The sequence below is a fragment of the Oricola sp. genome, from assembly GCF_022763245.1.
GTDB lineage: Bacteria > Pseudomonadota > Alphaproteobacteria > Rhizobiales > Rhizobiaceae > Oricola.
Map to the genome: position 1 here is coordinate 111,219 of NZ_JALEGV010000011.1, position 25,474 is coordinate 136,692.

The following is a 25,474-nucleotide window of genomic DNA, read 5'->3' on the forward strand; positions in this document are numbered from 1 at the left end:
GATGGTCGATAAAGCGAACGTCCCCGGTCTACCGCTTGGAATCATAGGCGGGAATGGGCACTCTGACGCGTTCTGGAACCGAGAGATCGAAACATGGCACGCGTCCTCGTCGGGCTGCTCTGGCACGAAGGCAATTCCTTCAACCCACTCGAAACGCTTGAAGCGGATTTCTCGCTCAGCGAGGGCGAAACGCTGCTTCGGGACTATCGCGGCTCCGAAACCGCGCTGGGCGGCATCCTGCGCGGGTTGGAACGGCAAGGCTTCGATCCACTCCCCGCGACCGCGGCAAGGGCGCGGCCGGGTGGCCCCGTCGAGCGCGCCTTCATCGAGCGCTATGTGGACAGTCTGGTCGAATGCGTCCGGCGGGAGCGGCCGGATGCAATCTGCCTTGACCTCCATGGCGCGACGACGGCTACCGGTCTGCCCGATGTCGAGGGCCATCTTCTGACGCGGCTCCGGCAGGAGGCCGGACCCGACACTCCGATCGCCGTCGCCGCGGATCTGCACGGATACATCACGCCCGCAATGACAGCCGCTGCGGACATCATCACCGGTTATCGCACCAATCCGCATGCGGACATGGGCGATACGGGCGAGCGGGCGGTCCGGCTGCTCGCACGTCTGCTTGACGGCGAACGTCCGAAACTCACCAGCCTGCGGGTTCCGATGCTGGCGCCGGGCAACGACTGGACCTCAAAGGGCCCGCTCGCCGACATCTGCGCAAGAGCGGGCGCAATGCGCGCCGATCCACGCATCGCCGATCTGTCTGTCTTCAACACCCAGCCGCAGCTCGATGTCGCCGATACCGGACAGACCGTCCTCGTCTATTCGCAGGACGAAAATCTGGCCGCGCATTGCGCGCGCGAACTCGGCGCCATGCTCTGGCGGCACCGGACGGAATTCACGACCGTGCTGGCCGATCTCGACACCACGCTGGCCGGCAAGAAGCCGGGTCTGCTGGCGCTCGGCGATTTCGGTGATCGCGTGCTGGGTGGCGCACCCGGCGATTCACTCTACGTCGCAGAAACCACGCGCCGGGATTTCCCGCACCTCCGAACTCTGAGTTTCGTCCACGACCCGAGGGCCGTGGATACGGCTGTTCAGGTCGGTCTCGGCAACACCGCCGAATTCGCAATCGGCGCCGCGGTCTCGTCACACGCTTTTCCGGCGATCCGGCCGGTCGCGGCACATTGGACCGCAAAGGCACTCGGACGCGCGCAATACGTGAACCGTGGCCCCTACATGGCTGGCATGAAGTCCGATTTCGGCGAACACGCCGTGTTGACCGACGGCAATATGACGGTGGTGGCGACAACGCGCGCACCGAACGCGCACGATCCCGCCGCGCTCGGTCTCGCCTTGCTCGATCTGGACGAGATCGACGTCGTCGTCCTCAAATCGGGAATGCACTTTCACCTCAGCTTTTCAGCTATTTGCCCCTGCGTGTCTGTCGCGACGCCGGGGTTTGCGACGGACCGGCTCGACACGCTTCCCTATGACAGCGCCCGTCCCGTCTACCCCCTGGACGACATCGAATGGAGCAGTGAGGCGCCATAGGACATCGATCCTCCGGCGCACCTCCCTTGTCCGGTTTCCTTCCTTTCCAGTCAGCCGAACTCCGCCAACACCGATGCTCGATCGAATCGCAGTTGCGCGGCGCGACGGTGACCATCGAGCCCCTCGCTCGCACTTTGCCGGATTGCATGCGGTGCGACGGTGTCCACGGCGCGCTGGTCCAGCGACTGAAACGTACAAGTCTTGACGAACGATCCGACCCACAGCCCGCCGGTGTAGCGCCCAGCGGCCATGGTCGGAAGCGTGTGATTGGTTCCGCAGCACTTGTCCGAATAGACGACGCTCGCCATTTCACCGATGAACAACGAACCGAAATTGCGCAGCCTGGCAGCCAAAGCGTCGGGTGCGCGCGTGTGCACCTGAAGGTGCTCGGCTGCAATCCAGTCCGAATAGGCGATCATGTCCTCCTCGGTCTCGCAGAGCGCGATCTCGCCATTGTCGAGCCAGGCCTGTCTGGCCACCGCGGCCGTCGGCAGGGTCTCAAGTTGCCGCTCGACCTCCCGCATGGTGGCCTCGCCGAGTGCCGCGCTGGTGGTGATCAGCCCGACGCGCGCGCGAATGTCGTGCTCCGCCTGCGCCAGCAGATCCACGGCCAGCGTCGTCGCATTCGCGGTCTCGTCGGCGACGATGAAAATCTCGCTCGGTCCGGCAAGCTGATCGATGCCGACGGGACCGAAAACCTGGCGCTTCGCCTCGTTCACGAAGGCGTTGCCCGGACCGACGATCTTGTTCACCGCGGGCACAGTCTCGGTGCCGAACGCCATTGCGGCGATCGCCTGCGCCCCGCCGATGCGGAAAATGCGATCCGCCCCGGACATGTGACACCCCGCGATCATGGCGGGATGGGCCGTGGGCGGAAGGCAGGCGATGACCTCCTCGCAACCCGCGACCTTTGCCGGCACGATGGTCATGACCGGCGCCGACAGAAGCGGATAGCGGCCACCGGGCACATAGGCGCCGATGCGCTGGATCGGGATGACGCGATGGCCAAGCCTGAGCCCCGGAAGCGCCTCCATGTCCAGGTCTCCGATCGTGGCCAGCTGGGCCTCGGCGAAGGCACGCACACGCTCGATGGCAAATTCGGTGTCGGCCCGCGTCTGCGGATCGAGCCCGGCAAGCGCCGCCTCGCGCTCCGCCTTGCCAACTTCCACATCGGCCAGATCGACCTTGTCGAACTGGCGCGAGAAGTCCCTCACCGCCGCATCGCCCTCCGTCCGAACGCGCTCCAAAATGCCTTCCACCCGCGTCCGTATGGCCGCTTCGTCCGAGGCCGCGCTCCCGGCCGGAGCCTTGATGTAGACGACGCGATTTCCGTCTGCGAAGGCACTGCTGCTCATGTCCCTGGCATCTCCTGTTGATGGGATTATGGATGTGCCAAGCGTCGACGGTCCGCAATAGCACCGGCGCCTGCCGTCAAATATACTTGCCAGCGAACGGAGGACTGAAAACCTTGGCCAAAGTCGGAAAAAGACTGCGCGAACTACGCCTGCGCCGCGCCATCTCCATTCGCGAGCTCGCGGCGCGTTCGGGTGTCTCCCACTCGACCATCTCCCTGATCGAGCAGGACGGGATCAGCCCCACGGTGAACACGCTCCAGGCGGTCATGGATGCGCTCGGCACGACCTTGAGCGGGTTTTTCACGGGCATCGAGACCAATCTGCACTATTCGCCGTTCTATCGAAGTGCGGACCTTCCCGAGATCGGCAGCGCCGATTCCATTTCGTACCAGGTGATCGGCGCCGATCATCCCGACCGCACGATCCTGATGCTGCGCGAGAACTACGCCCGGGGTGCCGATACGGGTACGCCCTTCGCGCACCCGGCGCAGGAGGCGGGCGTTGTGGTGACAGGCTCCATCGAACTGACCGTGGGAACGCAGACAGCCGTCCTGGAGCCCGGCGACGGCTATTATTTCGACAGCCGCCAGCCGCATCGCTTCCGCAATGTCTTCGATGGAGAAAGCCAGATCGTCAGCGCGGTGAACCCGCCGACCTATTGACCGACAACCGCCGCGGTTCCATGCGCCGGAGGCGACAACCCGCAACCGGTCAGCGGGCAGACCTTTCGCCGGCGCGGACGCCGATCCGTGCGGAAGGCCGGCCGGAAAGCGACACGATGCGTTCGCCGGAGACGATGGTGTAGGGTTCTTCGCCGCTCACGTGCCCCAGAAGCGCCTCGCCTGGCCCGTAGACGGGTGTGCCGAGAAAGAACAGCGCACCTTCAAGGTAACCGTCGCGCATCTGATTTGGCTCCACGACGATGCGCTCCGCATGCAGGTCTTGACCGAGACTGACGGCGGACGCGGCTCCGCAAACGACTTTCGTGTTCGTGTCGACCGTCATCATGAAATCCGCCCGGTCGGGCTCTCGGGCGGTGTCGATGATCATGCCAGCCACGATTTCGGTGATGCCCCGCACCGGAAAGATGGAATTGTGAAGCACACCGCCTGTCACGCCGGCTTGCTCGTCGCTGAAAAGCAGCCCTCCGCGATCCCCGCGTCGTTCGACCAACGCCGTGTCGCCAAGCGCAATCTCGCCGGCCGGGGTCAAGGCGATGACACCGGCATCCGCGTCGGCATTCGCCTGCAGGACTTGCCGGACGGCCGCCTGTGCCGACAGCCCCGTCTCGATCGCGTCGAGCAGCATTTCGTTGGGCGGCGTCGCCCCGACGGCGACCACGTTGGGCAGGCGATGGCCGGTTATCAGCGCGACATCGGGCCGAACGGGCGTGAATTGTGCCAAGGGCTCGGGCCTGTTCGGGCCGCTGGACATCAGCACGGCAAGCCGGGCTTCAGCGATTTCGAGAGGCGGCCCGTCGCCTCCGAAGAGCGTCGTCGTGCCGCCCGTCTGGGTGGATGCGCGCAAGATCTCTCCATCCGACGTCAGCACCGCCAGGCTGACGAAGCCGCCTATGGCGCCGCGTCCCACACGCTCCACTGCCCGCAATGCGTGGAAGATGCCGAGGCCCGCCCTCGGGCCCGCAGCCGCGATCCCGATCGTCATGAGGCGGCCATGTGGTCTTGACCAACCGCAACAAGCGGCCCTCGCGAAAAGGTCGAACGGTCGCGCACGACAAGCTTGCCGCGCTGGCGCGTTGGGTCGGCAATCGGGATCGCCTCGAGCAGCGACCTCGTATAGTCGTGCGCGGGATTGCGAAGCACATCGTCACGGGCGCCGAGCTCGACGATGCGTCCCTGCAGCATCACGGCGATCCGGTGGCTGACTTCCTCCACCACGGCGAGATCGTGACTGATGAACAGGTAGGAGAGGCCCAGCCGCTCCTGCAGATCCTTCATCAGGTCGATCACCTGCGCCTGGATCGAGACGTCGAGCGCCGATGTCGGCTCGTCGGCGACGATAAGCTTCGGTTCGACGCCGAGCGCGCGGGCAATGCAGAGACGCTGGCGCTGGCCGCCGGAGAATTCATGCGGATAGCGTTTCATGTGTTCGGGACCGAGCCCGACCTGCCGGAACAAAGCTTCGGTCCGGTCCTTCAACTCGCTGCCCCGGGCGATGCCGTGGATATGCATGGGTTCGGCGACAAGCTTGTCGACGCGCATGCGCGGATCGAGCGCGCCATAGGGATCCTGAAAGATCATCTGCATCTGGCGGCGCGCCCGGCGCATCATCTGCGGCCCGTATTCGCGAATGTTCGCGCCGTCCTGCAGGATCTCGCCGGAATCGACCTCGATCAGGCGCAGGATCGCCCGCGCGGCCGTCGACTTCCCGGAGCCGGACTCGCCGACCAGCGCCAGCGTTTCACCGGGCGCGATCGCGAAACTCACCTCGTCGAGCGCCCGGACGTCGCGTCCCTTGTCGGAGAATGTCTTGTTGAGCGAGACCGCCTCGACGATCGGCACGGGTCGTTTCGGTCCCGCTTCCCTCGTCGCAGCCGGGCCGGCGTTGCCCAGCTTCGGCACCGCCGCCAGAAGGCGTTGCGTGTAGGCGTGTCGAGGGTCGGCGAAGACCGGACGAACCTCTCCCTCTTCCACCTTCTCGCCGCTTCGCATGACGATCATCCGGTCCGCGGTCTCGGCGACGACACCCATATCGTGGGTGATCAGCAGCATCGACGTGCCGAACTGGTCCTTCAATTCGCGCATCAGGTCGAGAACCTGCGCCTGGACCGTAACGTCCAGTGCGGTGGTCGGTTCGTCGGCGATCAGGATCTCGGGCTTGTTGATGAGCGCGATGGCGATCATGACCCGCTGGCGCATGCCGCCCGACAATTGATGCGGATAGCGGGTCATCATCGATTTCGGATCGGGAAGCTTGACGCGATCCAGCATCGCAACGGAGCGATCCACGGCGTCGCGCGCCTTCGGCTCATGCGCCAGCACCATCTCTGTCATCTGCCGGCCGATGGTCAGAACCGGATTGAGCGAGGTCATCGGCTCCTGGAAGATCATCGAGATCCGCCTGCCGCGGATCAGCCTCAGCGCTTCGTCATCGAGGGTGAGCAGGTCGGTGCCGCCGAGTTTCGCGGTCCCGCCCAGTATGCGCGCTGTCTGCGGGGGCAGAAGCCCCATCAGCGCCATGCTCGACACGCTCTTGCCCGAGCCGGATTCGCCGACAATGGCCAAGGTCTCGTTGCGGTAGAGCGTATAGGACAGGTCACGCACCGCCGGGTTGTCGGCGGCGTTCTCGCCGAACCCGATCGTCAGGTCTTGGACTTCGAGAAGCGTCTCGGTCATCGGTCAGCGCCTCGCCGTCTGTCGCGGGTCGAGCACTTCGCGAATGCCGTCTCCGAGAAGGTTGAAGCCGAGCACGGTCGCGGCAATGGCAACGCCCGGCGCGATCATCATCCACGGCGCGCGCGAGAAATAGTCGCGGCCTGCCGACAACATCCAGCCCCACTCGGGCGATGGCGGCTGCGCGCCCAGCCCGAGGAAGCTGAGACCCGCCGCAGCGAGGATCGCGGTTGACACACCCAGCGTCGCGACGACGACCATGGTCGGCAGGATGTTGGGCAGGATATGCAGGAGGACGATGCGAAAGTGCCCCGCCCCCGCCGCGACGCTCGCCTCGAAATAGGGCTTGTTCTTTTCGACCAGCACGGTCGCGTAGCAGATGCGGGCATAGAACGGCATCGTCGCAATGCCGACCGCGATCATGGCGTTCTGCAGAGATGGCCCGAGCACCGCCACCGCGGCCAGCGCGATCAGCGTCTCGGTGAAGGAAAACACCACGTCGACGAGCCGCATGACGATGCGCTCGATCCATCCTCCGGCATAGCCGCCGATCAGGCCGATGGTCAGGCCGACGGCCAGCGCAATCCCGACCGCGATCGCCGCGATCATCAGCGTCAGGCGCGATCCGTACACCACTCGGGAGAAGAGATCGCGGCCGAATTCGTCGGTCCCGAAGAGGTGCGAAAAGGACGGTGCGGTCAGCCGCGGACCGGCGCCCATCATCTGCGGGTCGTAGGGTGCGATCCAGGGCGCGAAGGCGGCGGTGACGACGAGGACCGCGACGATCACCAGGCCGACTGTCGCGCCGCGGTTTCCGAGGAACTGCCTGAACTTCGCCGAAGCGGCGCTGGCTGCGGGCACAGGCGCGGTGACGGTCTGGTCGGACATCAGCTCAACCTCACGCGCGGATCGAGGACCGCATAGAGCAGGTCCATCAGCAGCGAGACAGTGACGACAAGGACCGCGAAGACCAGGATGAAACCCTGGATCAGTGGATAGTCACGCTGGAAGATGGCCTGGATGGCGAGACGCCCGATGCCGTTCCAGGCAAAGACGTTCTCCACCACGATCGCGCCGCCCAGCATGTAGGTGAACTGCAGGCCGAGCATGGTCACGACGGGGATCAACCCGGCGAGCAGCACATGCCGGTAAAGGATCGTACCGCGCTTGAGGCCTTTGGCGCGCGCTGTGCGCACGAAATCCTGGTCAAGAATGTCGATCATCGAAGACCGCGTCAGCCGCGCGATAATGCCGGCATTGGCGACACCCAGCGTAATCGCCGGCAACACCAGCGAGCGCCAATCCGTGCCGGCGACCGGCAGCCAGGCAAGGTTCACGGCGAAGACGAACAGCAGGATCAGGCCGAGCCAGAAATGCGGCATCGACACACCGACAAGGGCGATGATCATAAGGCTCGTGTCGACCGCGGTGCCGCGCCTATAGGCAGCGATGAAGCCGAAGACGATACCGATCACGGCCGCGATGACCAGACTGACGGAAGCCAGCAGCAGGGTGTTCGGCAGCCGCCCGATCAACAGGTCCAGCACCGGCTGCTTGCCGCGAATTGTCTGGCCGAAATCACCTTGCAGGATGCGCCCCATGAACATGGCGTACTGCTTCCAGACCGGTTCGTTGAGGCCGAGGCGGGTGCGGATTTCCTCGAGCTGTTCGGGGGTGGTGCCCTGCGACTGGGCATACATGATCTGCACGGGATCGCCGGGCACGATATGGATCAGCATGGCGACGGCAATGGTCGTGACCCAGACGGTCAGCAAGGCGGCGGCAATTCTCTGGACAAGATAGCGGCGCATCGACCGGTCCCATGCATGCTTCGAACGTAACGGGGCAGCGGCGGCCAGAGCTGGCCGCCGCGATGGCTTGAGCCGATCAGTCGGTGATCTTGACGTCCATCAGCAACGGCTGGTCGAAGGCGCCGATCACGAAGCCGTCGACATCCTGCGCGGTGACGTAGAGCCACATCCAGCCCGGCGTGTAGAGCGGCACGTGGATCGCCTTTTCGAGCAGATAGGCGTTGACCTGCTTGACGATCTCCAGGCGAGCGTCCGGATCGACGGTCGAACGCATGTCCTCGAGCATGGCGTCGAGTTCCGGCGTGTTGTAACCGCTGTAAGCGCCGGGCGAATGCCAGAGCTGGTAGAGGATGTCGGGGTCGTACCAGGACCAGCCCATCATGTCGAAGGTGGACTTGCCTTCCGTCTTCTCGTTTTCCTGCTTCACCCGTGCGTTCAGCGTACCGATATCCATGATCTCGATATTGGTCTTCACCCCGATCTGCGCGAGCTGGTTCTGGAAGATCTGCAGCATGCGCTCGCGGCCGCCACCGGTCCAGGTCATCATCGTGACATCGACCGGATTGTCCGGGCCGTAGCCGGCCTCCGCGAGAAGCGCCTTCGCCTTTTCGGGATCGTAGGACGCAAGATGCTCGGCGCAGAACTCCTGGTCGTTGCCGAAGACGCCCTGTGCGATCGGGCATTTTTCGCGCTGGACGAGGCCCTGGAACGCGATGTCGAGCGCCATATCGACGTCGACGCCATGAGCGATGGCCTGACGGACGCGCTCGTCATTGAAAGGCGGGCGCGAAATGGTGAATTCGAAGAACACGTCCTGGCCCGTCGCCTCGGCGATATGCAGGTCCATGGAACTGTCTTCCTTGATCGCCGCGACCTCTTCGAGCGGCGGCTCGACGATGTGCAGTTCGCCGGTGCGCAGTCCGGCGAGACGGGTCTGCGCCTCCGGCACGGTACGAATGATCAGCCGGTCCGAATAGGGCTTGCCCTTGTTCTCCACCGGATGGCCGAAATTCTTGTAGTCCGGATTGGCCGAGAGCACGATGCGGTCGCCCTTGACCCATTCGTCCAGCTTCCACGGGCCCGTGCCGATGGCCGCCGTCGATCCGAAGGCATCGCCAAGCGCCTCGTTGGTGTCGCAGAGCATCGACGAGAACGGATCGGCCATGAACGGCACGAAGGCGCCGAAGGGCGTGTCGAACTTCACGACGATGGTGGATGCATCCGGCGCGTCGACCGAGGAGATCGGGCCCCAGGCCGACTTGGTGATGCTCGGGCTGTCGTCGGACAGGGCGCGGTCGAACGTGTATTTGACGTCCGTGGAATCGAACGGCGTGCCGTCATGGCACATCAGGCCGTCCTGCAGCGAGAACGTCACGGTCATGCCGTCATCGCTCACCTCGTAGCTCTTCGCCATGTTTGGGCGGGGAGCGCCGTTTTCGTCGAAGGCGAGCAACGTGTCGTAGATCTGCCGCCAGGACTGCATCGACAATGTCGTCGTGCTGGCATGCGGATCCAGCGTATCGCTGTCTCCGTATCGGGCCCAGATGATATCGGAAGCGAATGCCGGAGCGACCAGCACCGCCGCGGTGGTCGCGGTCAGGGCTGCCGTCGCCATGCGGCGAAGAGATTTGCGCATTGCCAGGTCCTCACAGGTTCGGGGGGACGCGGCCACGCAAACCCCCTCGGTTTGAGCCGCCAGCGGCGGCATTCAGCGTGATTGCAGGCACATGCTGTGACGCGGTCGGAACCGCGGTCAACAGAATTTTAAAAATGAAACGATTTTTTTCATAACTGCGCATTTATATGAAACAGGGAACAAGAATTCATTCAAAAACTGAAACCGCTACAGATTGTCGGACAGCAGATCGTTCCATTCTGCATGGATGTCGTCGATCATGTTCAGGCGCTCCATCGCCGGCTCGCCGATATGAATGGCGAGTGCCGAGCAGAGGTAGTTGATCATGCTGAGGGCCGGCACGATGGAATCGAATATTCCCGCCCCTCGCGTCCGGCAGCGCAACGTCACGGTGGCGATATCGTCGCTCGATCGTCCGACCTGGTCGGTGATGTAGACCACCTTGGAACCGGCGCCGATCGCCGAGCGAAGCACGCTCCGGAACTGGTGGATCCGCTTCTGCACCCCGAACGCGAGAAAGGCGTCGCTGGACGAGATCGACGCGAATTCCTCCGCGACCGAGAAGCTGCCGAGCGGGATCAGCCGGATGTCCGGCCGAACCCGGATCAGTTGGGCCCGGGCGATGTGCGCGAGCGGATAATTGTCCGCAAACCCCACAACCCAAAGCTTTTCTCCGCGTGCGAGGATCTGGATCGCCTGCTCGATATGATCGGATCTTTGCTGCTCGATGGTGCGGACGAGGTTCTGCACCTCGCTCTGCAGATGGATGCTCATGTCGGGCCGATGACTGCGCATCTCGCTCATGCGTTCGCCCATGCGCGACTGGCCGGACTGAATGCCTTCGGCGCGCGCGGTCGCCTGCGCCGACTTGTAGCTCGGATAGCCCAGCCTGCGGATGAACCGGGCTGTCGTCGCCTTGGAGACGCCGGCGCGCTCGGAGAGCTGCGTGGCCGTCTGGTCGAGGATGGAAAGCGGGTTTTCCAGGAGGACATCCGCAAGGTATCGCTCGCCGCGCGACATCTGATTGTAGGTTTCGAGGATACGTTGCGAAAAGAGTCGTGACTGGTCGCTATCAGGCATTACCGAACCCTGCTTGTTTCATTTATGAAAAAATGCGCCTCAAATCTGGCCAAGTCAATTCCATCGGCTCATAAGTCGTCTCCGCGCGTCCATTTGGCGCGGAAGGAGCGTCCGGATGTTCATAGAGAAGATCGATCTTTTCCACGTGGCGATGCCGCTCAAGGAGCCATGGCGCACGGCGGCGAGCGACGAGACGGCGATCGAATCCCTGATCGTGCGGATGGAGGCCGACGGCGTGGCGGGATGGGGCGAGACCGCTCCGCACAGCGGCCCCAACTATTGCCCGGAATGGGCGTTCGGCGCGTTCCACGTCCTGGCTCGGGTGCTGGCCCCGTCGGTCGTCGGCCATGATGTCGAGAGCGGCGCCGAAATCCAGCGCCTGATGGCACGGGTCAAGGGCAACACATTCGCCAAGGCCGGCCTCGACATCGCCCTCCACGACCTGCTGGCGCGCAGAGCGGGGAGCCCGTTGTGGAGAATGCTGGGCGGCACCGATCCCGAGGTGCTCGTCGGCGCGGACATCGCCGTGGGCGCCACGATCGACGACTTGCTCGCCAACATTGAAACCGCCGCCAACACCGGCATGGCCAGGGTGAAACTCAAATATCGTCCCGGCTGGGACCTCGACATGATCGCTGCCGTGCGATCCGCTTTCCCGGATCTCGTCATTCATATCGACTGCAACAGCAGCTATTCGCTCGACGATCTGGACATGTTTCGAAAGCTCGACGCTTTCGATCTCGCCATGATCGAGCAGCCGCTGGCCCATGATGACATACTCGACCATGCCGAGCTCCGCTCGAAGATCGGCACGCCAATTTGCCTCGACGAGACGATCGTCTCGATCAACCGCGTCAGGCAGGCTATCGCGCTGCAGGCGTGCGATATCGTCAATATCAAGCTCGGACGGCTCGGCGGCATCACGCCCGCACTGGCGGCCCGCGTGATGTGCGAGGAGGCCGGCATCGGCAACTGGATGGGCAGCATGTTGGAATCGGCCGTCGCACAAGGCGCCACCCTGGCCTTCGCGACGCTCCCGAACATGACCTATCCCGCCGATATCTTCCCGACGTCACGCTTCTATTCCGAAGATCTCGCCGACCGCGACATCGACTTTTCCAGTCTCTCGCGCGTGACGGCCCCCGATCGGCCTGGTGCCGGTTGGGTGCCCGATCCCGACAGGCTGAAGGCGCTGACTGTTCAGCACGCGTCGGTCGGAGCGCCTTGTTAGGCCGCATCAACTCGGAGCGGCTGCAACGCGCATCGAGGCGGTCGCCGCGACTATGGCGCCGCAGAGCCGTTGTGCCACGCGCCTGACTTTCACATCGGAGTTTGCGAAGCCCGCAAATTATCTGAAGGACGCCACCCGAAACGGGTTCTCACTTATGCAGGACCAGCGGGTGAATGTCTTCGCCATGAACCCTGGACAGCGAACAAGACGAGACCGCCCAATCACAATCTCTCTGGCGCCACGCGATAGAAGCGTCGCATGACGATCGGCGTCAGATACATCGGTATCTGGTAGCAGCCGATGAACAGCAGCAACGGATCCGTGACGTTTGCCGGCAATGCGATGAGGAAGAGTGCGATGTTGCGGTTTCCGGCAACGACCGCATAGGCGACATGGTCGTCTCTCAGACGCGTATGCCTGATCAGGTGCGCCGCGACAAACTGCAGGCCGAAATCGGCGAGGCAGGCCACCAGCAGCCACCCGGCGAAACGAACCGGCGTCTCAACGATTGCGGGACCGACCGCCGACATCAACCCGACGACCACAACGGCCATTGCGATGGCGGAGAGCCCATCGATCGCCCGAACCGCTTCGACGGACAGCTCGCGCAGAATGAAGCCCCGGATCAGGAAGCCTGTCGCGCCGGCCAATGCGATCACCGCGAGAAGCCGGCCGGCGGCGCCGAACACCTCGCGCGCGGAACCGAGCTCCGGAAGCAGCCAGAACGGGCCCAGCACCGTCAGCGGCAGCAGGCAAGTGCCGAGCACGAGGAGGCGCAAGGCCGCGGTCGGATCATGACCGGTCATCACGGTCAGGTTCGGGCTGCCGGAAATCGAGGGGGCCGACAGCATCAGCACAAGAGAGATTGCGATCGGGCTGACGATCCAGCCTCCCGCAATGGCGACCAGGATCAGGACGACCGGCAGGAACAGCTGAAACAGCAGGACAGCTCCGATTGTTGCCGGCAGATCGCCTATCGCGCCCACTGCCGCTCGCGGACCGATGCGCAGCGCGGCCAAAAACAGCAATGTGCCCACCAGTTCCGGCAGCCAGGGCTTCATGGCCAAGGCCAGGTCCGGCAGCATGACGCCGGCCACCAGTCCGGCGACGAGGAAAACGCGGCCGTATCGCGCCGTCAGCCCAAGCAGCGCAAGGATCGCGGTCACGCCTTGCCCCCGATACTCGGGACATGGAGATTCGAACCTGAATGGGTCAACTGGCCTGATACCTCGATCCTTCGGTGCGGATGACCGCCCGCCGGAGACACTAACGCGACAACATCAGATTGGGCAGGAAAGTTGCCAGGCCGGGAACCAGCGCGAGCAGCGCAACACCAAGCGCAAGAATGCCGAAAAACGGCGCCGACGCCTTGGTCACCGTCCACATGTCCCGCCCGCTCATCCCATGAAGGACAAAGAGGTTGAAGCCGACAGGTGGTGTCAGTTGGGCCATCTCCACGACGATGATCAGGTAGATGCCGAACCAGATCGGGTCGAAACCGGCGCCGACCACCATCGGCAGGGCGACCGACGTGGTCAGGACGATCATCGAGGCGCCTTCGAGAAAACAGCCCAGCACGATGTAGATCAGCGTCAGCAGTATCAGCAGGAGCGCCGGCGACAGTCCCAGCCCGGAGACCCAGGCCGCCAGCATCGCGGGGATCCCCAGAAATGCCATGCCGACCGACAGAAAGGCGGCGCCGAGAATGATCGCGGTGATCATGCAGCTCGTACGGGTCGCCGCCATCAGGCTGTCTATGAAGCTCTGCCAACTGAGCGCGCCCGTCACCCAGGCAAGCCCCAGAGCGCCGAAGACGCCGAGCGTCGCGGCCTCCGTCGGCGTGGCATAGCCGCCATAGATCGAGCCGATGACGACTGCGATGAGGATGACAATCGGAAAGAGCCTGCGAGACCGCCGCAATTTCTCGCGAAACGGCAGCGCCACATCCGCGGGGGGCACTGCTTCCTTGTTGAAGGCCGACCAGATCATCACATAGCCCATGAAAAGGGCCATGATCAGAATGCCCGGGATGATGCCGGCGATGAACAGACGCGAAATCGACTGCTGTGCGGAGATGCCGTAGACGATCATCATGATCGACGGCGGGATCAACAGACCGAGCGTACCAGACCCCGCCAGCGTGCCGATCGCCATGCTCTCGCTGTAGCCCCTGCGCTGCAATTCCGGCAGGCTCATGCGCCCGACGGTGGCACAGGTTACGGCGGAGGAACCGGCCACCGCAGCCATCACGCCGCAGCCCACGATGTTCACGTGCAGCAGGCGCCCGGGCAGGCGATCAAGCCAGGGAGCCAGCCCTGAGAACATGTCTTCGGAAAGCCGCGAGCGAAACAGGATCTCGCCCATCCAGACGAAAAGCGGCAGGGCCGTCAGGGCCCAGTTCCAGCTATTGTCCCACAAGGTGGTGGCCATCAAGGAACCGGCGGGCGCAGGAGAGAAAGCCCCGATGGCCAGATAGCCGACCGCCGTCAACGTCACCCCGATCCACAGGCCTCCGGCAAGCAGGATCAGCAGGGACAGGCCAAGAATGCCGGTGATCGTCAGAATTTCCATGCCGGCCGCCCCTCGTGCTTGCTCATTCGCCTTCCTCTATGCCCTCGAGCGCTGTTTCGTGCGGGGTGGCGTAGCCCGGCACCCGGTTGCGCAACACCAGCACGAGCTCGTCCGCGAAGGCGATGGTCAGGATGGCGAGACCGATCAGCATGACCGATTGCGGAATCCAGAACGGTACCGCGAGGAGGCCGGGACTGAGATCGCCGAACCGCCAGGAATCGCGAACCATCCGCATCGTCTGCCATGTCAGAAACGCGGAACCGAAAGTGGCGAAGGCGCATATCCAGACATCGGAAAGAAACGCCGCCCGGCCCTTCAGCTTGGCGACCAGCAAGGTCACGCGAACATGGCCGCCGCTCTTCAGCGTGTAGGCCATCCCCATGAAGGTGCTTCCCGCCAGGAAAAAGCCGCCGCTTTCGGTAGAATCGATAGTCAGCCCGAAGAACCGTCCGGCGATCTGCGCGACGATGGTCACCGCGATCATGAACAGGCATAGCGCGGCGAAGCCGCCGCTCGCCTTGTAGAGAAGGTCCAGACCTTTTCGCATCATCCCGCTCCGAAAGCCGCCCCGGCCCTTCAGACTAACCGCCCCCGGCCAGAGCCGGAAGCGGATGGTGTTCAGTCCCTCGTGCTCACATGCTCGACTGGTAGGTGGTGAGCACGGCGATCGCATCCTCGGACGCGGACGCCTTCCATTCCTCCATCATCGTGCCGCCGATTTCCTTCAGCTTGTCCATGATTTCGGCCGGCGCGTCGGTCACGGTCATGCCGTTCGACTTGAGGATATCGAGCTGCTCGCCATAGACCGCCTCGCTCATTTCCCAGCCGCGTTTGGTCGCGGCTTCGCCCGCGGCGATCACCGCGGCCTGGGCGTCTTCCGGCAGCGCCTCGAACGCGTCCTTGTTCACGATGATGGCGTTCTTCGTGTAGATGGCGCCGGCTGCCGTGAAGTAGTCGGTGTTATCCCAGGCCTGGATGTCGATGCCGGTCTGCGGGCTTGTGAAAAGGGCGTCGATCAGTCCGGTTGCGAAAGCCTGCGGAATTTCCGCGAAGGGCAGGATCGTCGCCTCGAAACCGAGCGCGTTGCCCATGTCCTGGGTCGCCTTCGAGTAGATCCTCAGCTTCTGGCCGGCGAAATCGGCCAGTCCGTTGACCGGCTTCTTCGTATAGAAGCCCTGCCCCGGCCAGGGCTGGTAAGCCAGCGCCTTGAAGCCGAGCTTGTCGAACATGGCGTCGAAATAGGGCTTCTGCGCCTCCATCAGCTTCCATGCGCTCTCATAGTCGCCGGCGACGAAGGGCAGGCCGGCCAGATTGTACATCGGATCCTCGTTCGAATAGGAGCCGAGGCGGATTTCGCCGATCTGGACCTGGTTGGTTTGCACGGCGCGGCGAATGCCGTCGAGCTTGATCAGAGTGCCGTTGGAGTGGAGCGTGATCGCGAGTTCGCCACCCGTCGCCGCACTCACATCCTCGATGAACTTCTGGATGTTCTGCGTCATGAAATTGGTGTCGGCGTAACCGCTCGCCATGATCCATTTGGTTTCGGCGGACGCCGTTGAAGCAGTCGCGGCGAAGGCCGCCGCGGCGAGGAAATACCTGATGGTACGCTTGAAGTTCATTGATCCGACTCCCGGCTGATTGATGTGCGGTCCGACCCGTGCTGCGGGCGTAACGAAGGCGAGTGCACCATCATCGGATATCAATTGCAACAGAAATCGGATACGATTTAAAGAATCAGGCCGTAAAATTATGCGCCCCCGACTATTTGCACAAAAAATCATCAAAGCCGCACGAATTCAGTGAAATTATGATCAAACTCGATGGACAACGGGCCTGCCCGCTCGATATAGGAGGAGCCGGAAGCGCATGACAGGCGGATGTCAAAGCTCCTCTTGAGTGAGAATATCGATGAAAATCGGATACGATATGAATGCGGAATTGGATCGCGAAAAGAAGCCGCTGAGCGATGGCCAGATTCTGCGCGAGATCACGGACGCGATCATCGAGGGCCGGCTGTCGCCTGGCGACAAGCTCGGTCAGGACGAACTCGGAAAGGTGTTCGGGGTCTCGAAGACGCGGATCCGGCCAATCCTGCACCGGCTGAACGAACAGAAGATCGTCGTCATCGAGCCCATGCGCGGGGCCTTTGTCGCGCGCCCCTCGGTCGAGGAGGCCCGCGCCGTCAACGCGGCGCGCCAGATCATCGAAGAAGGCGTCATCCGCGCCGCCACGCGCGTCGCCCGCGTGAAGGATTTGAAAGCGCTGCGCGAGATCGTGGCGGAAGAACACAATGCGCGACTGACGCGGAACGGCGGACAGGCGCACCGGTTGACCGGGGAGTTCCATTGCGAACTCGCCCGCATTACCGGCAACGAGGTGGTCGCCGACGTCGTCCGCGATCTCGTTTCGCGCGACAACCTCGTCGTGGCGCTCTACCAGCGGCCCAACGCCGCGGCCTGCTCGCTCGACGGCCACGCCGCGCTGATCGACCGCATCGCCGAAGGAAACGAGGATGCCGCCGCCCACGCCATGCGCCATCACCTTCAGGATGTGATGGACAGCCTCAATCTGGGCCCGAAGACGGGCCCGTCAAAATCCCTGGCGACGGCGTTCGCACATCTGAGGCAGGATTGAATGACGTACGCAGCACAGGCGCAAAGGGATTTCCTCGGATACGGGGACGAGATGCCGGTCGTGACCTGGCCCGGCAATGCCCGCATAGCCGTGTCGTTCGTTCTCAATTTCGAGGAAGGAGCCGAGCGTTCCGTCGCGGACGGCGACGAGCGCAACGAGGCCGTCTATGAGGTCGTGGACGAAGTGGTGGGCGCCGCGGACCCCTGCATGGCTTCCCATTACGAATACGGGCCACGCGCCGGATTTCGACGCATTCTCGGGGTTCTGGAGTCATTCGGCGTCAAGGCCACCGTCAGCACGTGTGCCCGGGCGGCGGAGCGCGCGCCGGAGCTGATCGCGAGCGCCGCCGCCAGAGGGCATGAGATCGCCTGCCACGGCTATCGGTGGGAAAGCCACGCGCATATGGAGGCCGACCGCGAAGCGGAGGTGATCGCCCGGACCGCCAAGGCCCTGACGGACATCGCCGGCGTCGCGCCGGTCGGCTGGCACACCCGCTCAGCCGCTTCGGTCAACACGCGCCGGCTGCTCTGCGAACACGGCGGATTTCTCTACGATTCCGACGCCTATAATGACGACCTGCCCTATGTGGTGACGCAATCGGGCCGCCCCCATGTGGTCCTTCCCTACAGTTTCGATACCAACGACATGCGCTTCAGTCCGGGTGGCGGCTTTGTCTTCGGCGAGGATTTCGCGCGCTACTGCGGCGATGCCTTCGACTGGCTTTGGGAAGAAGGCGAAACGACGCCGAAGATGATGTCCGTCGGCCTGCACCAGCGCATCATCGGCCGGCCGGGAAGGATCGCGGGGCTGCAGGCTCTTCTCCGGCACATGTCGGAGCGCGGCGACGTCTGGTTCGCCACGCGCGCCGAGATCGCCCGTTTCTGGCGCGATCGGTCGGCATTGCCCGAATGGATGCCGCAAGCGCCGATGGCCGGAAGAGCCCTCCCCTGAAGCGATGGACCTTCTCGTCGTCAACTCCAACAGTTCCACCTCCATCACCGAACTGGTGCGCATCGGGGCGGAGAACGCCGCCGGCCCTGACACGAAAATCACCGCGCTGACGGCGCGTGACGGCCCGCCGGCCATCGAAACCGCGGCGGATGCCGCCATCGCCGCCGAGGCAACCAGCAGGGAGATCCTGCAGCATGCCGCCACCGTGGATGCGGCGATCGTCGCCTGCTTCAGCGATCCCGGCCTGATGGAAATCAGGAAACGAGCCCCTTTCCCGGTCATCGGCATTGCCGAGGCGGCCCTTTACACCGCCGCGATGCGGGGCATTCGGTTTTCAATCGTGACCGTGGCGCCGACCTCGGTGCCCGGCATAGAACGTCTCGTCGCGGATTACGGGCTGGCCCACAGGCTGGGCGGCGTGCATGCGCTCGACCGGGGCGTGATCGCCAGCCATCTCGACCCGCAAGGGACGGCCCATGCCCTGGCCGAACTGGCGAATTCGGCCGTCCGAACCGATGCGGCCGATGTGATCATTCTCGGTGGTGCGATCGCCGCCGGCGGAATGGCGGATATCGTCGCGCCCCTCGTTTCCGTTCCCGTGATCGAAGGCGTGAGTTGCGCCGTGCGCAAGGCCGAATTGATCTGCCGATAGGAACCGGCCGGTTCAAGTCAGATCTCTGCACTTAATTCCGTGCAGTTGCGAAAGCGGATCCATGCTGGCGGGCTCCCCTGAGTGGCCATCGGCGTGAGGTCAGCCTGCGCCCTTACGAAGGGAACATGCGATGAAACGATCCAGATCTTCCGATGAGCAGATCATCGGCCCTTCGAAGGCGCACCGGGCGGCGATGGCCGCCGCCGATCTGTGCCGCAAAACGGATATGTTTGACGATCGCCTGGCTTCCCGAAAGCCATGCTCGGCCCGCCTACAGGCCGAGCTCCGTCAAGCCGGGATGATCGTCCGGGCGCGGACCGAAGGACCAGTGAAACAGCCGCTCTTGCTCCGCGATCGGCACGTCGTTTATCGAGGCATGGCGCTCCGCCATGTAGCCCTCCGCATCGAACTTCCAGTTCTCGTTTCCGTATGACCGGAACCAGTCGCCTTGCGCGTCATGCCACTCATAGGCGAAGCGAACGGCAATCCTGTCTTCCCCGTGCGCCCAGATTTCCTTGATCAGCCGGTAATCGCGTTCCTTCTCCCATTTTCGGGTCAGAAACGCTTCCACCGCGGCGCGTCCGCTGATGAATTCCGAGCGATTGCGCCATTTCGTGTCCGGCGTGTAGGCCAGCGCGACCTTCGCGGGGTCCCTTGTGTTCCAGGCGTTCTCGGCCATGCGAACCTTCGTAACGACGTCTTCCCACGAGAATGGCGGCACGGGCGCGCGGGTCATCTTGCATCTCCCATTCAGACATCAGCAGCATGAAGGCCGCACATTGCGCCAGCGCGGCCTTCATCGATGGCGGTTGCGTCCAGCCTTACCAGCTGTTGTAGCTCAGATATTTCCCGGACATCTCGACCTTCACGCGGTCGCCTTTCGGGTTCGGCACACGCGTGACATTCATGTCGAAATCGATGGCCGACATGATGCCGTCGCCGAATTCCTCGTGGATCAGCGCCTTCAGGGTCGGCCCGTAGACGCCGACGATCTCGTAGAAGCGATAGATGCAGGGATCGGTCGGCACGGCTTGTTCCCAGACCTTGGTCGGGCTTTCCGCGAGCACCTCGACGACCTCCTGCGGCAGGCCGAGCACCTGGACAAGCGACTGCGCCTTCTCCTTGGGCATGGCGTTCATGCCGACGCAGGCGGAGTGCGTCCAGACGGCCGACATGCTTATCTTGTCGGCGATTTCCTCCCAGGTCATGCCGGATTTCTTCTTGGCCGCCAGGATGATCAGGGCGACGTCGTCCTTGGTCAGCATCTGCGGAATTTCGATGGTCATGGCAGTGTGGTTCCTCTTTTCGCTTATTCGTTTACGGCACGCAGATGCGACGCCGGTCGCGGATCGTCGCTGTCATCGCCCTTTGCCTCCTCCAGGCGATCGATGCGCACGGTCTGCGGGGTGTTGCTCTCGCTGCCCGTCTGCTGGCCCGCCAGTTCCTTGGAACGTGTCGCCAGGAAATGGACCAGATGATTGCGGATCGCGTAGTAGTTCGGATGATCGATGATCTGGTCGCGCTTGCGCGGACGGGGAATGGTGATTTCCACCGATTCCGCCACCCTCGCGAACGGACCGTTGGTCATCAGCAGGATGCGGTCGGCCAGCAGGATCGCCTCGTCGATGTCATGAGTGATCATGAACACGGTCTGGGAAGTGCCGCTCCAGATCTTCAGGAGTTCGTCCTGGATGGTGCCGCGGGTCAGCGCGTCGAGCGCGCCGAACGGCTCGTCCAGAAGCAGCAGTTTCGGGTGATTGGCGAAAGCGCGCGCGATCGACACGCGCTGCCGCATGCCGCCGGACAGTTGCGACGGCTTGCGGTGGATTGCATCGCCATCGAGGCCGACCATGGAAAGATACTTGGTCGAATGTTCGACGACCTTCGCCTTCGACCATTCCGGGTATCGGGCGGCGACACCGAAGGTGACGTTCTTCAGCGCCGAAAGCCAGGGCAGAAGCGAATAGTTCTGGAACACCACGCCACGGTCAAGGCTCGGGCCCGAGACCTCCTTGCCATCCATCAGGACGGCGCCGGAGGTGGGGTCGGCCAGTCCGGCGAGAATGTTCATGATCGTCGATTTGCCGCAGCCCGAATGGCCGAGAATGCAGACGAACTCGCCTTTCTCGATCCCGAAACTGGCATTCTCGAAGACCGTCATCTGCTCCCCCTTGCCGGAGGGAAAGCGCTGGGTCAGGTTTTCGATCGAAAGGAATGCTTTGGACACTGGCTTCTCCTATTCGACGTAGGCGACGGCGCGCTGCAGCCGGCCGAAGGCGGCATCGAGCGCCATGCCGACCACGCCGATCATGAGGATCGAGAAAATGACTGAGGTGAGATCGAGGTTGTTCCACTCGTTCCAGACGTAGTAGCCAATCCCGGTTCCGCCGACGAGCATCTCCGCGGCCACGATGACGAGCCAGGCGATGCCGATCGAAATCCGCATGCCCGTCACGATGGTCGGCGCGGCGGCTGGCAGGATCACCGTCAGTGCCGTCTTGATCGGGCCCAGCTCATGGGTGCGCGCCACGTTCACCCAGTCCGAGCGGACGCCGGCCACGCCGAAAGCGGTGTTGATCAGCATTGGCCAGATCGAGCAGATGAAGATCACGAAGATGGCCGAGGCGTTGGAATCCTGAATGATGAAGAGCGCGAGCGGCATCCAGGCAAGCGGCGATATGGGCCTCAGCACCTGGATGAAGGGATTGAGCGCCTTGTAGGCGACCGGGCTCATGCCGATGAGGAAACCGATCGGGATGGCGACGAGAGCGGCGAGGAAGTAGCCCGACAGCACGCGGTAAAGCGAATAGGCGATCTGGATACCGATGCCCTTGTCGTTGGGCCCGGCGTCGTAGAACGGATTGGACAGCTCTTGCCAGGCCTTTTCGATAACCTGGCTCGGCGGCGGAACGCCCGCCTTTGGCGCGCCGCCGCCAGTCAGGCGTTCGTATTCGGTCAGTTCCGACGCTGCCTTCTGCGCCGGAATCGAGGCCTCCCATACCAGGAGGCCTCCGATCAGCAGGACGAAGGACAGGATGACGGCCCGCTGGTTGATCGACAGTCGATCCATCCGTCAGGCCCGCTTGATCGCGAAGGAGTCGACATAGGCATCCGGCTCGGCCGGATCGAAGGTCTTGCCCATGATCGTGTAGCTCTCATAGGTGACTTCGGGCGCCTCGTAACCGAGGTCCTGCATGATCTTCGCGCAGTCGGCCGCCAGATAGACCTCTTCGGCCACCGTCTTGTAATCGACGTCGCCCTCGATATAGCCCCAGCGCTTCATCTGGGTGAGGATCCACACGCCCATCGAGTGCCACGGGAACGGATCGAAATCGATGCGGTCGGGCACCTGCTTCACCTCGCCCAGGCCGTCGGCATAGGTGCCGGTCAGAACCTGCTCGATCACCGGAACCGGCTGGTTCAGATAGTTGGTGGGCGCGATTGCCTCGGAGATCTCCTTGCGGTTCTCCGGATTGGAGGCGTACTGCGTCGCATCGACGATCGACTTCAAAAGGGCGCCGTAGGTGTTCGGCAGCTCTTCCGCGAACGACAGCGGGCAGGCGAACGCGCAGCACGGATGGCCTTCCCAGATGTCCTTCGTCAGCGTGTGGATGAAGCCGATGCCTTCCCAGACCGCGCGCTGGTTGAACGGATCGGGCGACAGGTAACCGTCGAGGTTGCCGGCGCGCAGGTTGGCGACCATCTCCGGCGGCGGAACGACGCGGATCTGGATGTCGGTGTCGGGATCTATACCGTGCTCGGCCACATAGTAGCGCAACAGGAAATTGTGCATCGAATATTCGAACGGGACGCCGAAGGTGAAGCCCTTCCAGTCCTTCGGATCGCGCTTGTCCTTGTGTTCGTTTGAAAGGACGATCGCCTGGCCATTGATGTTCTCGACGGCCGGCATGATGTAGGGCTCGGCAACGCTGCCGGCGCCGAGCGTCATGGCCAGCGGCATCGGGGTCAGCATGTGCGAGGCGTCGTATTCGCCATTCAGCGACTTGTCGCGCGCCACGGCCCAGCCGGCGGTTTTGATGACCTGCGCGTTCAGGCCGTGCTTCTCGTAGAAGCCCATCGGCTGCGCCATGATGATCGGCGTCGCGCAGGTGATCGGCACAAAGCCAATGTTGAGATCCGTCTTCTCCGGCGTGCCGAGCGTGTCGAGGATCGCTGCCTTGGCCTTGTCCATCGGGAAGACCGACGCGAGCGCCGCGGCAAAGGTGCCGCCTCCGACCAGGCCCATGAAGGAGCGCCGGGAGAAGTCGTTCTGACCGAACATCGAGCGGACGATGGCGTTCTCGACTGCACGCTCCATCATGTCGTCGGACGACATCGACTGTCCGTCATCGGCGCGAAAGCCCTGACCGCTCGAACAGGTTTCGCAGCCGCAACCGGCGCCATGGCGCAGATCGGTCTTGTGTGAAAAAGGATTTCCGAGGCTCTTGGTCATTGGCTCCCTCAATCGTGGTGCGTTCAACAGGTTCGCCAAGGAGCGTATCCCAGGAGTTCTCGCGCCGGGAAAAGCCGAACGGCGAAAGAGCCAGAATTTTTTGGCCTTGTTTTTCAACAGGTTGAGCGTTTATTGCGCGGTGCAATAATTACGATATTTCATAATTCACGAAACTTCGTAATATCGACATCTGCAACGGATGAGGCCACCGCATGAACGAGATACGCCCCCTGACGATGGCCCGAAACGCGGTCGACGCAACGGCACTGGCGCTGCTTCCGGAGGCGGCCATCGTCATCGAGACGATCGACGACCGGATCGTTCATTCCAATCCGAAGGCGCGCCATCTGTTGGCGGGAAGCGCGACCGATGGCGGCCGCTTTTCCGAATATGTCGAAAGCGATCTGGCCGAGTTCATCGTCTTCCTCGACGAGCTCGCCTATCGCGGCGAGGCCTGGACCCGCAAAGTCGCGATCGAACGGCAGAACGGCGATACGGTCGGCGTCGAGATCAGGGGGCGGCGCCTCGCACCCGATTCAAGCCTTGTCCTGCTGCTGTTCCTGAATCTGGAGGAGTTGCGCCGTCACGAACGGGCGATGGAAGCCGAGCAGCTTCAGCGCGAGGGGCTCATGGGCTGGCGGCGCGCCCAGGAGTTCTTTTCCGAACTGGAATTCCAGAACCAGCTCATCTTGAACGCCGCCGGCGAAGGCATCTACGGCGTCAACACGAAGGGACAGGCGACCTTCGTCAATCGCGCGGCCCAGGAAATGCTCGGCTGGGATACGGACGACCTCCTGGGCAAGTCCATTCACGACATCATCCACCACCATCACTCGGACGGCAGCGCCTATCACGCGCATGACTGCCCGATCTATCGATCGTTCCGGTTCGAGCAGGTCGCCCGTGTCGAGGACGAACTCTTCTGGCGCAAGGACGGCAAGCCGATCCAGGTCGAGTATGTCTCGACGCCGATCTACAACCAGAAAGTCCTGGCCGGCGCCGTCGTCATCTTTCGCGATGTCACCGAGCGCAAGCTGAGCGAACGCAAGCTGCATGACGCGCTGATCGAGGTCGCGGAACTGCGCGACCGGCTCGAGCAGGAGAACGCCTATCTGCAGGAAGCGATCACCAATGAGCGCGCCCATCACGACGTCATCGGGCGGTCGCCGGCGATCCGGCAATTGCTTGCCAAGATCGAACTCGTCGCGCCCACCGACGCGCCGGTCTTCATCACCGGGGAGACGGGTGCCGGCAAGGCGATCGTCGCCAGCGCGATCCACAAGGACAGCAGCCGCAAGCGACGCCCGCTGATCCAGTTCCGCTGCGGATCCATCAGCCGGCGCTCGATCGAGGCGGAACTGTTCGGCCAGCTCGGTGGAGCGGACGGGACCGCCGGCGACAATTCCGGCGCGCTGGAACTGGCGCATGGCGGAACGCTGTTTCTGGAGGATGTGTGCGAATTGCCGCTCGATCTTCAGGGCGACCTGCTGCGGGCGCTGCAGGACAGGAAATTCAAGCGCATCGGCGACACGCATTCCCGCAACCTGAACCTCCGCGTCATCGCGTCATCCGCGAAGGATATCGAGCAGGAGGTGGCCGTCGGGCATTTTCGCGAGGACCTGCTTCTCTTTCTCGGCGTCTTTCCCATCCACTGCACGCCGCTGCGCGACCGTCGCGAGGATATTCCGGACCTTGCCGCGCACATCCTCGCGATCGCCTGCGAACGGCTGAACCGCAAGCCGCCGATCATCACGGAGCGCACCATGAACGCCCTGATGAACTATCACTGGCCGGGCAATGTGCGGGAACTGCGAAACGTCATCGAGCGCGCGGCGATCGTCTCCACCGGCAGCAAGCTCATCGTCGAAATCGGCGGAGAGCGCTCCAACGGCGACACCGGCCGGACGGTGCGCACCGAGCGCGAGATGCAGCAGGAAATCAGGGCCAATCTCGTGGCCGCGCTGCGCGAGACGAACGGGCGTGTCGCCGGCAAGGAAGGCGCGGCAACCCTTCTCGGCATGAAACCGACGACGGTCTACTCACGCATGGAGAAATTCCGGATCGAACAGCATGAGTGGAACGCGTGACGGTCAGGCCAGCGGTCCAGCCTGTGTTCCGGTGACAGGCGCACGGCCCGGCGCGATGACCTGATTGTGCCCGTCTTGCCCGGCACCTTTGCCGAGGCCAACG

23 protein-coding genes are annotated in these 25,474 nt (G+C 63.4%); 7 read left to right on the plus strand and 16 right to left on the minus strand.

All coding sequences use genetic code 11. The features are described from left to right. The first annotated feature begins 93 nt into the window (after nucleotides 1–93). A complete protein-coding gene (locus MRY80_RS03360) occupies nucleotides 94–1,557 on the plus strand; it encodes a M81 family metallopeptidase (RefSeq protein WP_293287993.1) in 1,464 nt (487 codons plus the stop codon). 50 nt (nucleotides 1,558–1,607) lie between these two features. On the opposite strand, the gene hisD is transcribed toward MRY80_RS03360, so the two are convergent. Then, nucleotides 1,608–2,912: a histidinol dehydrogenase gene (hisD, locus tag MRY80_RS03365; protein ID WP_293287995.1), complete on the minus strand. Its 1,305-nt coding sequence runs from the start codon at nucleotides 2,910–2,912 to the stop codon at nucleotides 1,608–1,610. Between the two features lie 113 nt (nucleotides 2,913–3,025). Here hisD and MRY80_RS03370 point away from each other — a divergent pair, with 113 nt between their 5' ends. Further along, nucleotides 3,026–3,574: a cupin domain-containing protein gene (locus MRY80_RS03370; RefSeq protein WP_293287997.1), complete on the plus strand. Its 549-nt coding sequence runs from the start codon at nucleotides 3,026–3,028 to the stop codon at nucleotides 3,572–3,574. Nucleotides 3,575–3,623: 49 nt separating this feature from the next. Here MRY80_RS03370 and MRY80_RS03375 read toward each other — a convergent pair whose 3' ends face one another. The 6 genes from MRY80_RS03375 to MRY80_RS03400 form a co-directional block, all read right to left on the minus strand. After that, a complete protein-coding gene (locus MRY80_RS03375; RefSeq protein WP_293287999.1) occupies nucleotides 3,624–4,577 on the minus strand; it encodes a hypothetical protein in 954 nt (317 codons plus the stop codon). Further along, nucleotides 4,574–6,268: an ABC transporter ATP-binding protein gene (locus MRY80_RS03380; protein WP_293288001.1), complete on the minus strand. Its 1,695-nt coding sequence runs from the start codon at nucleotides 6,266–6,268 to the stop codon at nucleotides 4,574–4,576. Before MRY80_RS03380 ends, MRY80_RS03375 begins: the two co-directional genes overlap by 4 nt. Before the next feature lie 3 nt (nucleotides 6,269–6,271). Continuing rightward, entirely contained in the window at nucleotides 6,272–7,153 is an 882-nt protein-coding gene (gene nikC, locus MRY80_RS03385; protein WP_293288003.1) for a nickel transporter permease, read from the minus strand. Next, complete coding sequence (locus MRY80_RS03390) at nucleotides 7,153–8,076, minus strand: ABC transporter permease (protein WP_293288005.1); 924 nt, start codon at nucleotides 8,074–8,076, stop codon at nucleotides 7,153–7,155. The genes nikC and MRY80_RS03390 overlap by 1 nt, the downstream gene beginning before the upstream one ends. Before the next feature lie 76 nt (nucleotides 8,077–8,152). Continuing rightward, on the minus strand, nucleotides 8,153–9,712 hold the full coding sequence (locus MRY80_RS03395) for an ABC transporter substrate-binding protein (RefSeq protein WP_293288007.1): 1,560 nt from the start codon (nucleotides 9,710–9,712) through the stop codon (nucleotides 8,153–8,155). A 207-nt stretch (nucleotides 9,713–9,919) separates the two neighbouring features. Next, nucleotides 9,920–10,792, minus strand: coding sequence for a MurR/RpiR family transcriptional regulator (locus tag MRY80_RS03400; protein WP_293288009.1), 873 nt, complete (start codon nucleotides 10,790–10,792; stop codon nucleotides 9,920–9,922). 115 nt (nucleotides 10,793–10,907) lie between these two features. On the opposite strand from MRY80_RS03400, the gene menC reads away from it, so the two are divergent. Beyond that, nucleotides 10,908–12,023, plus strand: a complete 1,116-nt coding sequence (gene menC / locus MRY80_RS03405; RefSeq protein WP_293288012.1) for an o-succinylbenzoate synthase — start codon at nucleotides 10,908–10,910, stop codon at nucleotides 12,021–12,023. A gap of 221 nt (nucleotides 12,024–12,244) precedes the next feature. Here the strand turns inward: menC and MRY80_RS03410 are convergent, their stop codons facing one another. From MRY80_RS03410 to MRY80_RS03425, 4 genes are all read right to left on the minus strand, one after another. Continuing rightward, entirely contained in the window at nucleotides 12,245–13,189 is a 945-nt protein-coding gene (locus MRY80_RS03410; protein WP_293288015.1) for a hypothetical protein, read from the minus strand. 100 nt (nucleotides 13,190–13,289) lie between these two features. Further along, entirely contained in the window at nucleotides 13,290–14,594 is a 1,305-nt protein-coding gene (locus tag MRY80_RS03415) for a TRAP transporter large permease subunit (RefSeq protein ID WP_293288017.1), read from the minus strand. Between the two features lie 22 nt (nucleotides 14,595–14,616). Next, on the minus strand, nucleotides 14,617–15,141 hold the full coding sequence (locus MRY80_RS03420) for a TRAP transporter small permease (protein WP_293288020.1): 525 nt from the start codon (nucleotides 15,139–15,141) through the stop codon (nucleotides 14,617–14,619). Nucleotides 15,142–15,226: 85 nt separating this feature from the next. Continuing rightward, nucleotides 15,227–16,213 (minus strand): TRAP transporter substrate-binding protein, encoded by a 987-nt coding sequence (locus MRY80_RS03425; RefSeq protein WP_293288022.1) that lies wholly within the window; start codon nucleotides 16,211–16,213, stop codon nucleotides 15,227–15,229. 289 nt (nucleotides 16,214–16,502) lie between these two features. Here MRY80_RS03425 and MRY80_RS03430 point away from each other — a divergent pair, with 289 nt between their 5' ends. The 3 genes from MRY80_RS03430 to MRY80_RS03440 are packed head-to-tail and all read left to right on the plus strand — an operon-like array spanning nucleotide 16,503 to nucleotide 18,831. After that, the gene (locus MRY80_RS03430) at nucleotides 16,503–17,228 is read left to right on the plus strand and encodes a GntR family transcriptional regulator (protein ID WP_293288024.1); all 726 of its coding nucleotides are present in this window, start codon (nucleotides 16,503–16,505) and stop codon (nucleotides 17,226–17,228) included. After that, nucleotides 17,229–18,179 carry a polysaccharide deacetylase family protein gene (locus MRY80_RS03435; RefSeq protein WP_293288026.1) on the plus strand — a complete coding sequence of 317 codons (951 nt, stop codon included), beginning with the start codon at nucleotides 17,229–17,231 and terminating at the stop codon, nucleotides 18,177–18,179. A 4-nt stretch (nucleotides 18,180–18,183) separates the two neighbouring features. Next, on the plus strand, nucleotides 18,184–18,831 hold the full coding sequence (locus tag MRY80_RS03440; protein WP_293288028.1) for an aspartate/glutamate racemase family protein: 648 nt from the start codon (nucleotides 18,184–18,186) through the stop codon (nucleotides 18,829–18,831). Nucleotides 18,832–19,102: 271 nt separating this feature from the next. On the opposite strand, the gene MRY80_RS03445 is transcribed toward MRY80_RS03440, so the two are convergent. The 5 genes from MRY80_RS03445 to MRY80_RS03465 all read right to left on the minus strand — a co-directional run bounded on the left by MRY80_RS03445 (nucleotide 19,103) and on the right by MRY80_RS03465 (nucleotide 23,167). Continuing rightward, complete coding sequence (locus MRY80_RS03445; RefSeq protein WP_293288031.1) at nucleotides 19,103–19,567, minus strand: nuclear transport factor 2 family protein; 465 nt, start codon at nucleotides 19,565–19,567, stop codon at nucleotides 19,103–19,105. A gap of 85 nt (nucleotides 19,568–19,652) precedes the next feature. Continuing rightward, nucleotides 19,653–20,117 (minus strand): cyanase, encoded by a 465-nt coding sequence (cynS, locus tag MRY80_RS03450; protein ID WP_293288033.1) that lies wholly within the window; start codon nucleotides 20,115–20,117, stop codon nucleotides 19,653–19,655. A 23-nt stretch (nucleotides 20,118–20,140) separates the two neighbouring features. Then, nucleotides 20,141–21,058: an ABC transporter ATP-binding protein gene (locus MRY80_RS03455; protein WP_293288034.1), complete on the minus strand. Its 918-nt coding sequence runs from the start codon at nucleotides 21,056–21,058 to the stop codon at nucleotides 20,141–20,143. A gap of 9 nt (nucleotides 21,059–21,067) precedes the next feature. After that, complete coding sequence (gene ntrB / locus MRY80_RS03460; RefSeq protein WP_293288037.1) at nucleotides 21,068–21,901, minus strand: nitrate ABC transporter permease; 834 nt, start codon at nucleotides 21,899–21,901, stop codon at nucleotides 21,068–21,070. Between the two features lie 3 nt (nucleotides 21,902–21,904). Then, a complete protein-coding gene (locus tag MRY80_RS03465; protein ID WP_293288363.1) occupies nucleotides 21,905–23,167 on the minus strand; it encodes a CmpA/NrtA family ABC transporter substrate-binding protein in 1,263 nt (420 codons plus the stop codon). Between the two features lie 329 nt (nucleotides 23,168–23,496). Between MRY80_RS03465 and MRY80_RS03470 the strand changes: the two genes are divergently transcribed. After that, entirely contained in the window at nucleotides 23,497–25,371 is a 1,875-nt protein-coding gene (locus tag MRY80_RS03470) for a sigma 54-interacting transcriptional regulator (protein WP_293288040.1), read from the plus strand. The last annotated feature ends 103 nt before the right edge of the window (nucleotides 25,372–25,474 follow it).

Excerpts from the sequence above, each read along its gene's own strand:
- MRY80_RS03360 (WP_293287993.1), top strand. The coding sequence starts at position 94 with ATGGCACGCGTCCTCGTCGGGCTGCTCTGGCACGAAGGCAATTCCTTC.
- hisD (WP_293287995.1), bottom strand. The coding sequence starts at position 2,912 with ATGAGCAGCAGTGCCTTCGCAGACGGAAATCGCGTCGTCTACATCAAG.
- MRY80_RS03375 (WP_293287999.1), bottom strand. The coding sequence starts at position 4,577 with ATGACGATCGGGATCGCGGCTGCGGGCCCGAGGGCGGGCCTCGGCATC.
- MRY80_RS03380 (WP_293288001.1), bottom strand. The coding sequence starts at position 6,268 with ATGACCGAGACGCTTCTCGAAGTCCAAGACCTGACGATCGGGTTCGGC.
- nikC (WP_293288003.1), bottom strand. The coding sequence starts at position 7,153 with ATGTCCGACCAGACCGTCACCGCGCCTGTGCCCGCAGCCAGCGCCGCT.
- MRY80_RS03390 (WP_293288005.1), bottom strand. The coding sequence starts at position 8,076 with ATGCGCCGCTATCTTGTCCAGAGAATTGCCGCCGCCTTGCTGACCGTC.
- MRY80_RS03395 (WP_293288007.1), bottom strand. The coding sequence starts at position 9,712 with ATGCGCAAATCTCTTCGCCGCATGGCGACGGCAGCCCTGACCGCGACC.
- MRY80_RS03400 (WP_293288009.1), bottom strand. The coding sequence starts at position 10,792 with ATGCCTGATAGCGACCAGTCACGACTCTTTTCGCAACGTATCCTCGAA.
- menC (WP_293288012.1), top strand. The coding sequence starts at position 10,908 with ATGTTCATAGAGAAGATCGATCTTTTCCACGTGGCGATGCCGCTCAAG.
- MRY80_RS03415 (WP_293288017.1), bottom strand. The coding sequence starts at position 14,594 with ATGGAAATTCTGACGATCACCGGCATTCTTGGCCTGTCCCTGCTGATC.
- MRY80_RS03420 (WP_293288020.1), bottom strand. The coding sequence starts at position 15,141 with ATGCGAAAAGGTCTGGACCTTCTCTACAAGGCGAGCGGCGGCTTCGCC.
- MRY80_RS03425 (WP_293288022.1), bottom strand. The coding sequence starts at position 16,213 with ATGAACTTCAAGCGTACCATCAGGTATTTCCTCGCCGCGGCGGCCTTC.
- MRY80_RS03430 (WP_293288024.1), top strand. The coding sequence starts at position 16,503 with ATGAAAATCGGATACGATATGAATGCGGAATTGGATCGCGAAAAGAAG.
- MRY80_RS03435 (WP_293288026.1), top strand. The coding sequence starts at position 17,229 with ATGACGTACGCAGCACAGGCGCAAAGGGATTTCCTCGGATACGGGGAC.
- MRY80_RS03440 (WP_293288028.1), top strand. The coding sequence starts at position 18,184 with ATGGACCTTCTCGTCGTCAACTCCAACAGTTCCACCTCCATCACCGAA.
- MRY80_RS03445 (WP_293288031.1), bottom strand. The coding sequence starts at position 19,567 with ATGACCCGCGCGCCCGTGCCGCCATTCTCGTGGGAAGACGTCGTTACG.
- cynS (WP_293288033.1), bottom strand. The coding sequence starts at position 20,117 with ATGACCATCGAAATTCCGCAGATGCTGACCAAGGACGACGTCGCCCTG.
- ntrB (WP_293288037.1), bottom strand. The coding sequence starts at position 21,901 with ATGGATCGACTGTCGATCAACCAGCGGGCCGTCATCCTGTCCTTCGTC.
- MRY80_RS03465 (WP_293288363.1), bottom strand. The coding sequence starts at position 23,167 with ATGTCGTCCGACGACATGATGGAGCGTGCAGTCGAGAACGCCATCGTC.
- MRY80_RS03470 (WP_293288040.1), top strand. The coding sequence starts at position 23,497 with ATGAACGAGATACGCCCCCTGACGATGGCCCGAAACGCGGTCGACGCA.